The sequence below is a fragment of the Limnohabitans sp. genome (assembly GCF_017848645.1).
Classification (GTDB): Bacteria; Pseudomonadota; Gammaproteobacteria; order Burkholderiales; family Burkholderiaceae_C; genus Limnohabitans_A.
Window position 1 is genome coordinate 21,870 of the sequence record NZ_JAFEIF010000072.1, and the last position, 8,341, is coordinate 30,210.

Annotated in this window: 10 protein-coding genes; 4 read left to right on the top strand and 6 right to left on the bottom strand. The window is 64.1% G+C overall.

Annotated features, from left to right (window positions below):
* Positions 1–4 precede the first annotated feature (4 nt).
* Positions 5–1,009, top strand: coding sequence for a D-erythronate dehydrogenase (gene denD / locus QZ190_RS15300; RefSeq protein WP_291917952.1), 1,005 nt, complete (start codon positions 5–7; stop codon positions 1,007–1,009).
* A 67-nt stretch (positions 1,010–1,076) separates the two neighbouring features.
* Here denD and QZ190_RS15305 read toward each other — a convergent pair whose 3' ends face one another.
* On the bottom strand, positions 1,077–2,372 hold the full coding sequence (locus tag QZ190_RS15305; RefSeq protein ID WP_291917955.1) for an alanine racemase: 1,296 nt from the start codon (positions 2,370–2,372) through the stop codon (positions 1,077–1,079).
* Positions 2,373–2,473: 101 nt separating this feature from the next.
* Between QZ190_RS15305 and QZ190_RS15310 the strand changes: the two genes are divergently transcribed.
* From QZ190_RS15310 to QZ190_RS15320, 3 genes are read left to right on the top strand one after another with little or no spacing between them, the layout of a single operon-like run.
* The gene (locus QZ190_RS15310) at positions 2,474–3,445 is read left to right on the top strand and encodes a sugar kinase (protein ID WP_291917957.1); all 972 of its coding nucleotides are present in this window, start codon (positions 2,474–2,476) and stop codon (positions 3,443–3,445) included.
* The gene (locus QZ190_RS15315; RefSeq protein WP_291917960.1) at positions 3,442–4,350 is read left to right on the top strand and encodes a 2-dehydro-3-deoxygalactonokinase; all 909 of its coding nucleotides are present in this window, start codon (positions 3,442–3,444) and stop codon (positions 4,348–4,350) included. Before QZ190_RS15310 ends, QZ190_RS15315 begins: the two co-directional genes overlap by 4 nt.
* Positions 4,351–4,402: 52 nt before the next feature.
* Positions 4,403–5,041 carry a 2-dehydro-3-deoxy-6-phosphogalactonate aldolase gene (locus QZ190_RS15320; RefSeq protein ID WP_291917962.1) on the top strand — a complete coding sequence of 213 codons (639 nt, stop codon included), beginning with the start codon at positions 4,403–4,405 and terminating at the stop codon, positions 5,039–5,041.
* A gap of 24 nt (positions 5,042–5,065) precedes the next feature.
* On the opposite strand, the gene QZ190_RS15325 is transcribed toward QZ190_RS15320, so the two are convergent.
* From QZ190_RS15325 to QZ190_RS15345, 5 genes are all read right to left on the bottom strand, one after another.
* Positions 5,066–5,944 carry a pirin family protein gene (locus QZ190_RS15325; protein ID WP_291917965.1) on the bottom strand — a complete coding sequence of 293 codons (879 nt, stop codon included), beginning with the start codon at positions 5,942–5,944 and terminating at the stop codon, positions 5,066–5,068.
* A 28-nt stretch (positions 5,945–5,972) separates the two neighbouring features.
* Positions 5,973–6,350, bottom strand: coding sequence for a VOC family protein (locus tag QZ190_RS15330; RefSeq protein WP_291917966.1), 378 nt, complete (start codon positions 6,348–6,350; stop codon positions 5,973–5,975).
* An 89-nt stretch (positions 6,351–6,439) separates the two neighbouring features.
* Entirely contained in the window at positions 6,440–7,180 is a 741-nt protein-coding gene (locus tag QZ190_RS15335) for a tRNA-uridine aminocarboxypropyltransferase (RefSeq protein WP_291917969.1), read from the bottom strand.
* 14 nt (positions 7,181–7,194) lie between these two features.
* The gene (locus tag QZ190_RS15340; protein WP_291917972.1) at positions 7,195–8,076 is read right to left on the bottom strand and encodes a PA4780 family RIO1-like protein kinase; all 882 of its coding nucleotides are present in this window, start codon (positions 8,074–8,076) and stop codon (positions 7,195–7,197) included.
* A gap of 9 nt (positions 8,077–8,085) precedes the next feature.
* Positions 8,086–8,337, bottom strand: a complete 252-nt coding sequence (locus tag QZ190_RS15345) for a hypothetical protein (RefSeq protein WP_291917975.1) — start codon at positions 8,335–8,337, stop codon at positions 8,086–8,088.
* Between the last annotated feature and the right edge of the window lie 4 nt (positions 8,338–8,341).

Genomic DNA, 8,341 nt, shown 5'->3' on the forward strand with positions numbered 1-8,341 from the left:
CACCATGCGTATTTTGATCACCGGCGGTGCCGGATTTTTGGGTGCACGACTGGCCCGCGAGATTTTGAAACGTGGCCAACTCAATGGCCAAAGCGTGAGCGAATTGGTCATTGCCGACCTGTTTCCCGCCCCTGCCGACCTGCTGGCCGACCCACGGGTCAAGGGCTATGCGGGTCCCATGCTGGAACAAGGTGATTTGTTCAAGAGCGGCTTTGATGGCGTGTTCCATTTGGCTTCGGCCGTCTCGGGCGAGTGCGAGCTGGACTTTGATCTGGGTCTGCGCTCCAACGTGGACAGCAGCCGCTTGTTGCTCGACAGCATCCGCACGTCCGGTCAGGCATCGCGCTTGGTGTTCGCCAGCTCGGTCGCCGTGTTCGGCCCCGACGCTGCCAACCCCATGCCTGCGCTGGTGGCAGACACCACCTTGCCCACGCCACAAACGTCTTATGGCACACACAAGCTGATGATCGAGTACATGGTGGCCGACTACACCCGCAAGGGCTACATCGACGGCCGCGCCGCCCGCCTGATGACGGTGGCCGTTCGCCCTGGCAAACCCAACGGCGCAGCGTCTTCGTTCTTCAGCGGCATCATCCGCGAGCCTTTGGCGGGCACAGCCACCACCTGCCCAGTGGACGCCGCCGTGTCGCACCCCATCTCATCGCCGGGCAACACCGTGCATGGTTTGATCACCGTGTTCGAAGCCAGCCGCGAAGCCTTTGGCGGCCGCATGGCCCTGAACCTGCCGGGTCTGAACGTCAAGGTCAGCGACATGCTGGCCGCTTTGGAAAAGGTGGCCGGTCCCGCCGTGCGCGCCCGCGTGACTTTTGAAAAAGACGAACGCATCGCCGCCATCGTGGACAACTGGGCCAAGGGCTGCACCTTTGAGCGTGCGCATGCCCTGGGCCTGCGGGCCGATGCCAGCTACGAGGCCATCATTGATCAGTACATCGAGGACTGCAAAACCCGCCCGGGCTACCCGGCCGAGGCTTTGAACGGCTTGAAGTGATCCACAAAAAAGGCCGCCACGCGTATGCTGCGTGGCGGCCTTTTTCGTTTGATCCAGGGTTGAAGGTTTAAAAATGCGTGCTGATCGCCCCGCTGATGCGCCCATCGTCTTCGATGACCGCCATCCAGCGCCATTTGTCAAAGGTGGTGCAGGGGTGAGAAATGCCCAAGGCCACGCGGTCACCCACTTGTGGCCATTGGCCATGGGCATCAAACACCATGTGCGCGTGCTGGTCACTCAGCGCTTTGACTTTCCACGACTCGGGCGTGGCCTGCATGGCCCCCTCACCGCTTTGCCCATTCGCTGCCCAGCGCACCGGCATGGGCATGCACTGGTCAAACGACAGATCACGCCGCCCCGCGCTCAAAATGGCCAGCCCCGGCTCGGGCACCGACTGCACCTTGGCCCACACCTCCAGCGCAGGCTGCAGCGATGCGCTCAAGCCCTCACGCGCTTCGACCAGCTTCAGGTATCGGGCGTAGTTCCAGTGGTCGTGCGTGACATAACAACCCGAGCGCAACACGCCTTGCACTGGCCGGCTCTTGATCTGAGTTTTGAGCATGGGGATCACCAAATCGAACACCGCCGAGCCGCCTGCCGACAACAAGACCTCCTCACCGCCCCACAGGTGCTGATCATCGATTTGTTGCACCAGCGCCTGCACGCTGCGCACCAAGGCGCTCACGGCTTCCATGTCGTGGGCGCTGTTGCATTGACCCAGCCCACCTTCATAGCACTCCACGCCGCCCAAACGCACCACACCCGACTCGGCCATGGCTTGAGCCAAAGCCAGGGCCTGTTCGTGGGTGCGGCAGCCAGTGCGGTAGCCCGCGATGCCCAACTCCAAAAGCACATCCCAGCAACGCGGCTGACCGCGCCGTGCGCCCCAGTCGGCCAAGGTTCGCAGCTGCGCCAGCGAATCGACCAAAAACCAGACCCGTGCTTGCGGGTACTGGTTCAGCAACAAGTCCAACCCATCCAGGTCGGCATCCGACACCAACTGGTTGGCGATGATGGCGCGTTGCGTGCCCGCTGCCAGGCCCACACGCAACTGGTGCACGTTGGCAAAAGTCAGGCCCCAGGCCCCGGCTTGCAGTTGCATGCGAAACAGCTCGGGCGACATGGTGGTCTTGCCGTGTGGGGCCAGGGCCACACCTTTGCGCTGCACAAAGTTCTGCATCCAGGCCAGGTTGTGCGTGAGGGCTGGGCGGCGCAGCACGGCCACCGGGTAAGCCAGCGCGTCATCGAGCAGGTGCCAGCCGCGCTGCCCCAGCTCAGAAACACGGCAAGGCTCGGCCGACAGGGGGTAGCCCTTGCAGCTCGCATTCAGTACAAAATCGCTCTCGGTGCCTGCTGTCCACATGTTGTTTGTCTCCAATCTTTCGCCCATCGCGGTTCGCGTTGGACGATGATTCTCCCACCTCCACCCCTGAATTCACTTCAGTCCAGCCGCCCTTTTTTGACATGACCCACCCCACCCCAACCCTGGACATCGTGGCGCTTGGTGAAGCCATGGTCGAGTTCAACCAGCGGCCTCATGAACATGCAGGCGACGCCCCGCTGTACCAACAAGGCTTTGGCGGCGACACCAGCAACGCCGCCATCGCCGCGGCCCGCGCCGGAGCGCGTGTGGCCTACCTGACGCGTCTGGGCACCGACCGTTGGGGTGATCGCCTGATGGACCTGTGGCAGCGCGAAAACGTGGACACCACCACCGTGCTGCGCGACACCCAAGCGCCCACCGGCATGTACTTTGTGAGCCACGATGCACAAGGCCACCACTTCAGCTATGCCCGAGCGGGCTCGGCCGCCAGCCGCATGCAGCCCCAAGACCTGATGCATTGGACCGATTCAATAGCCCGCAGCCAGTGGCTGCACCTGTCGGGCATCTCTTTGGCCATTTCCGCCACGGCCTGCGACACCGCGTTCGCGGCCATGGCCCATGCCCGCAGCGTGGGCACGCGGGTGGCGCTCGATTCCAACTTGCGTTTGTCCCTGTGGCCCCTGGCCCGGGCGCAGGCCTGCACCCACCATGCCCTCAGTTTGTGCGATCTGTTTTTGCCCAGCCTGGAAGACATGACCGCACTCACCGGACTCACCCAAGCGGCCGACATCGTCGCCTGGAGCCATGCACAGGGTGCTGCGCAGGTGGTGCTCAAACTGGGCAGTGACGGGGCGCTGGCCAGCGACGGCAAAAACCAGCAACGCCTGCCGGGCCATGTGGTCACGGCCGTTGACGCCACAGGCGCGGGCGACTGTTTTGCGGGCAACCTGTTGGCACGCTTGTCGGCGGGCGACGACTTGTGGGCCGCCACCGCATATGCCAATGCCGCCGCCTCGCTGTCGGTGCAGGGCTTCGGCGCGGTCGGCCCCTTGCCCACACGCGAGGACGTGCTGAAGGTGTGGAACGCCCCCTCGAAAGGCGCAACAGCATGAGCAGCACAAGACCTTTGATCGCCATCGACTGGGGCACCTCTTCTCTGCGCGGCGCACGGCTCGGTGCCAGCGGCCAGGTGCTGGAATCCCGCGAATTTCCACGCGGCATCCTCACCGTGCCGCCTGGCGAGTTTGAAGTGGTGTTTCAAGAACTCTTTGGCGACTGGATGCAAGCACCGGGAGCGCTCTGCCTGATCTCGGGCATGGCGGGCAGCCGCCAAGGCTGGCAAGAAGCACCCTACTGCCCCTGCCCCGCAGGCTTTGCCGAGCTGGGTCAGCACCTGCTGTGGCTGCAGCCCGGGCGCATCACCCTGGTGCCGGGCCTGAGCTGCCTGGGCGCGGATGCCTTGAGCACCCCCGATGTGATGCGCGGCGAAGAGGTGCAAATTTTTGGGGCCCTGCACTTGGAGGGCCGCGACAGCGCCACGCTGGTGCTGCCCGGCACCCACAGCAAATGGGTGCAGGTGCAAGGCGGGCGCGTCACGCAGTTCCAGACCTTCATGACCGGCGAGGTGTTTGCGCTGATGAGCCAGCACTCGATTTTGGGCAAAACGATGGACCTGCAGGGCGCTTTTGACGAAACGGTTTTTTTGCAAGGCGTGGACACAATCCAGCAAACCCAGCAAAGCGGCAGTGTGCTGCACCACCTGTTTGCGGTGCGCACACTGGGCCTGTTTGAACGCCTGAGCGCGGCCCAATTGCCCAGCTACCTGTCGGGCCTGCTGATCGGCGAAGAGCTGCGCCACCAAGCCGCGTCAACCCACACCGAGCCGGTGATTTTGATCGGCAGCGAAGCGCTGACGCTGCGCTATACCCTGGCCCTGCAGCACCTGCGCATTCCATGCCAAAGCCGCGGGGCCGAGGCCACCTGGGCGGGCTTGTTTGCGCTGGCATCGGCATGCTGAGAAGCCAGCCCCTCATCGCGGCGAGGACGCCGCTCCCACACAAAACACCACCATGACACAGACACCCAACCCCGCACAGACCCTGGCGCAAGCCATGGCCCAACTGCCCTTGATCGCCATCCTGCGCGGCCTCACACCTGCTGAAGCTCCGGCCATCGGACAGGCGCTGGTGGACAGCGGCTTTGCCATCATCGAGGTGCCGCTCAACTCGCCCGAGCCCTTGCACAGCATCGCTGCACTGACTCAGCAATTTCCGCAAACCCTGATCGGCGCAGGCACGGTGCTGAACGCGCAGCAGGTCCAAGACGTGCATGCCGCTGGCGGCCGCTTGGTTGTGGCCCCCAACTTCAACCCCGCTGTGGTGGCGCAAGCCCTGGCGCTGAACATGGTGGTGCTGCCCGGTGTGGCCACGCCCACCGAAGCCTTTGCCGCGCTCGATGCGGGTGCACACGGCCTCAAGCTCTTCCCTGCCGAGATGATTTCACCGGCCACCGTCAAAGCGATGCGGGCCGTGCTGCCGAAAACCGCCGCCCTGATGCCTGTGGGCGGCATCACGCCCGACAACATGGCGGCTTACCGCACGGCAGGCGCTTCAGGCTTTGGTTTGGGATCGGCCTTGTATGCGCCGGGGCGTTCGGCGCAAGCGGTTCAACAGCAGGCCCAGGCCTTTGCGAAAGCCTTCAGGGGCTGAGCCTGGGTCCAGTGCCTCGAAAATTCAGGCCTTCTCGCCCAGCCGCCCATCCCGAAAATCTGCCAGCGCCTGATAGATCTCTTCCTTGGTGTTCATCACAAACGGGCCGTATTGCACGATGGGCTCTTTGAGCGGTTGACCCGCCACCAGAATCAATTTCGCATCGGCACTGGCTTCGATCACCACGCCGTCGGCCTGCGCGGTGTTGGCCAAGATGGCCATGCGCTGCAAAGGCACGGCCTGCCCTGCAATGCACACATCGCCACGGTACACGTACACAAAGGCGTTGTGCCCGGCGGGCAGGGTTTGCTCAAAACGTGAGCCTGCGGGCATGTGCACGTCCAGATAAATCGGCTGCGTGATGCTGCGGCTCACCGCGCCTTGCACGCCGTGGCTGGCCCCGGCAATCACCGTCACCTGCACACCTTCGGGCGTGGTCAGTTGGGGCAGCTGCTCATTCTGAAAATCGCGGTACCAAGGCGCGTTCATCTTCTCGCTGCTGTGCAGGTTCAGCCAGAGCTGAAAGCCCTCCATCACGCCATCGGCTTGCTGTGGAATTTCGGAGTGGATCACGCCCTGGCCTGCGGTCATCCATTGCACGCCGCCGTTTTGCAGAAGGCCTTCGTTGCCCGCACTATCGCGGTGCAGCATGCGCCCGGCGATCATGTAGGTCACGGTTTCAAAACCCCGGTGCGGGTGGTCTGGAAAACCCGCGATGTAGTCGTCCGGCTTGTCGCTGCCAAAGGCGTCCAGCATCAAAAACGGGTCGAGCCGGTGCTGCAGGTCTTGCGTGAGGATGCGGCTGAGCTTGACGCCCGCGCCATCCGACGTGGCCTGGCCGGTGACCAGGCGTTCGATGGTGCGCGAGAGGTTCACGGCGTGGGGGTGGGCAGCTTCAGACACAACCGATCCTTTTCAAAAAACCCAACGATCAACCAGGACGGTGCAAGGCGCAGATTTTGTTGCCGTCGGGGTCGCGCAGGTAGGCCAGGTAGAGCTTGCCTGCGGGGGTTTCGCGAAAGCCGGGTGGGTCTTCGCAGGTGGTGCCGCCGTTGGCCACACCCGCCGCGTGAAAGGCGTCGCCCTGCTCAGCCGACTTGACGGTGAAGCCAATGGTGCTGCCATTGCCGTGGCAGGCGGGCTCGCCGTTGATGGGCGTGGTGATGGCGAAGGTGCCGGTGGGGCTGCGGTAGAAATAGCGGTTTTTGTTGGCCACGCCCGGGCCATAGCCCAAGGTGCCCAGCATGGCGTCGTAAAACTTTTTGGAAACTTCCAGGTCATTCACACCCAGCATCACATGACTGAACATTGCGCTCTCCTCATAGACCCGTTGCCGGGCGAAATTGTTGAGCCGCCATCGTAGCGGATACAGGGCGGCCTGGCCGGGTCAAGACTTTTTCAAGGCCGCTTCAATGACTGCCAGCGTGTGTGCGCTGGCCCCTGCAGCTTGGGCGGCAGCTGGTGTTTGGCCTGCAGGTAATGGTGGGTGTAGACGTCCAGATAAGCCTGCAGGGTCTCGGCCGCGCGCACCTCGCCCGCCAGTTCAAGACAGAGCGAAGCCACTTCGCTGGTGCAGAAGTGGTCATCGCGTTTGGAGCGGCGCAGTTGGTAGCGCGAGACCTGTTCGGGGGCCAGGCTGAGCACGGGCAAGCGGTTCAGGTAGGGGCTTTTGCGGAACATCTTGCGGGCTTCGGGCCAGGTGGCGTCGAGCAGGATGAACAGCGGGCGCTGACCGGCGGGCAAGGGCTGTACCGCTTGGACCACCCGCTCAGGCGCCACAAATTCGCCCGGAAACACCACATAGGCCTGCCACTGCGGATCGGCCAGCAGCGCCAGCAAGGCCGGGTCTACCTCGGTGCGGGCCCAGCCAAAGGCGAAGGTGTCGGGCACCACATCGGCAATCAGCCAACCGGTGTTGCTGGGCTTGAGGGGTTCGATGTCGGCCATGAGCAAACACATGCCCACTGGCGTGGGCACCTGAGGGCGCAGCGCGCAGATGCAGTGGCTGGGCACCAGGCGGCAGCCGGGGCAGCGCTCGCCCTTGATGCCGCCACGGGCCATAAAAGGCTTGGCGCTGCGGGCCAGGCGCTCGGTGCGCAGGCGCGAGACGGCGTGGGGCAATCGGTGCGGGATGGTCATGACCTGGGCCCAGATCAGGCCGCAGGCGTGGCCATGCGCAGTTGGCGGGCGGCTTCTTCGTCGCGCGCATCGTCGATCTCGCGCAGCACGGCCACCATGTCCACATCGGCGGTCGAGCGTTCAAAACGACCCGTGAGCGGTGTCTCATTGCTCAGCAAGCCTGCTTGGTACAGGCTCCAGATTTCGGGGCCGTAGTCGGTCTGGCGCAGCGCGGGGGCAAATTGGCCAAAGAAGTCGCGCAAATTGCCCACATCGCGCAGCAGCATGCGCTGGGCGTGGTTGTTGCCGGCCGCATCCACCGCTTGGGGCAGGTCAATGATGACGGGCTCGTCCACACCGGGCAGATCGCCCTCACCGGGGATGTGCGCCAACAAGATGTTGAACTCCGACAAGTCGCCGTGCACCACGCCCGCGCACAGCATGCGAACCACCTCGCCAATCAGGGTGGTGTGGTGCTGCAGGGCTTGCGCGGGGGTGAAGGCCACATCGTTCAGGCGCGGGGCCGCATCGCCGTGGGCGTCGGTGACCAGCTCCATGAGCAGCACGCCGTCAAAAAAGTTAAAGGGCCGGGGCACACGCACACCGGCTGCGGCCAGGCGGTAGAGCGCATCCACCTCGGCGCTTTGCCAGGCGGCTTCTTGCTCCTGGCGGCCAAACTTGCTGCCCTTGGCCATGGCGCGGGCCGAGCGCGAGTTTTTGACCTTGCGGTTTTCGGTGTAGTCCACCGCTTGCCGAAAACTGCGGTGGGTGGCCTCTTTGTAGATCTTGGCGCAGCGGGTCTCGTCGCCGCAGCGCACCACGAACACCATGGCCTCCTTGCCACTCATGAGCTGACGCACCACGGTGTCGATCAGGCCCTCTTCGACCAGGGTCTGCAGCCTCGGTGGTGCTTTCATGCGGCGGCTTCAGTGTTCAAGCAAAGCCCAGCCTGCGTGCTGGTTGGCCTTGTTGTTTTCGTATTCCCAGGCCGCGCCGCAACGGTCGCAGCGGTAACGGGTGAAGCTGGCCTGGCCGTTGCCACGGTCTTCGCGCTGGTGGGTGCCTTGCACCAGTTCGGCGTGGCCGGGGGCTTTGCGCCAATGGCGCTGAATGCCAGCGCAAGGTTCGCACAAATCGGGGGCGGCGCGCTGGGGCGCGCTGGGGGATGACGGGGTCATGAAG

Coding starts and splice junctions, on each gene's coding strand:
- QZ190_RS15320 (WP_291917962.1), top strand. CDS start 4,403: ATGACACAGACACCCAACCCCGCACAGACCCTGGCGCAAGCCATGGCC.
- denD (WP_291917952.1), top strand. CDS start 5: ATGCGTATTTTGATCACCGGCGGTGCCGGATTTTTGGGTGCACGACTG.
- QZ190_RS15310 (WP_291917957.1), top strand. CDS start 2,474: ATGACCCACCCCACCCCAACCCTGGACATCGTGGCGCTTGGTGAAGCC.
- QZ190_RS15315 (WP_291917960.1), top strand. CDS start 3,442: ATGAGCAGCACAAGACCTTTGATCGCCATCGACTGGGGCACCTCTTCT.
- QZ190_RS15330 (WP_291917966.1), bottom strand. CDS start 6,350: ATGTTCAGTCATGTGATGCTGGGTGTGAATGACCTGGAAGTTTCCAAA.
- QZ190_RS15345 (WP_291917975.1), bottom strand. CDS start 8,337: ATGACCCCGTCATCCCCCAGCGCGCCCCAGCGCGCCGCCCCCGATTTG.
- QZ190_RS15340 (WP_291917972.1), bottom strand. CDS start 8,076: ATGAAAGCACCACCGAGGCTGCAGACCCTGGTCGAAGAGGGCCTGATC.
- QZ190_RS15305 (WP_291917955.1), bottom strand. CDS start 2,372: ATGTGGACAGCAGGCACCGAGAGCGATTTTGTACTGAATGCGAGCTGC.
- QZ190_RS15335 (WP_291917969.1), bottom strand. CDS start 7,180: ATGACCATCCCGCACCGATTGCCCCACGCCGTCTCGCGCCTGCGCACC.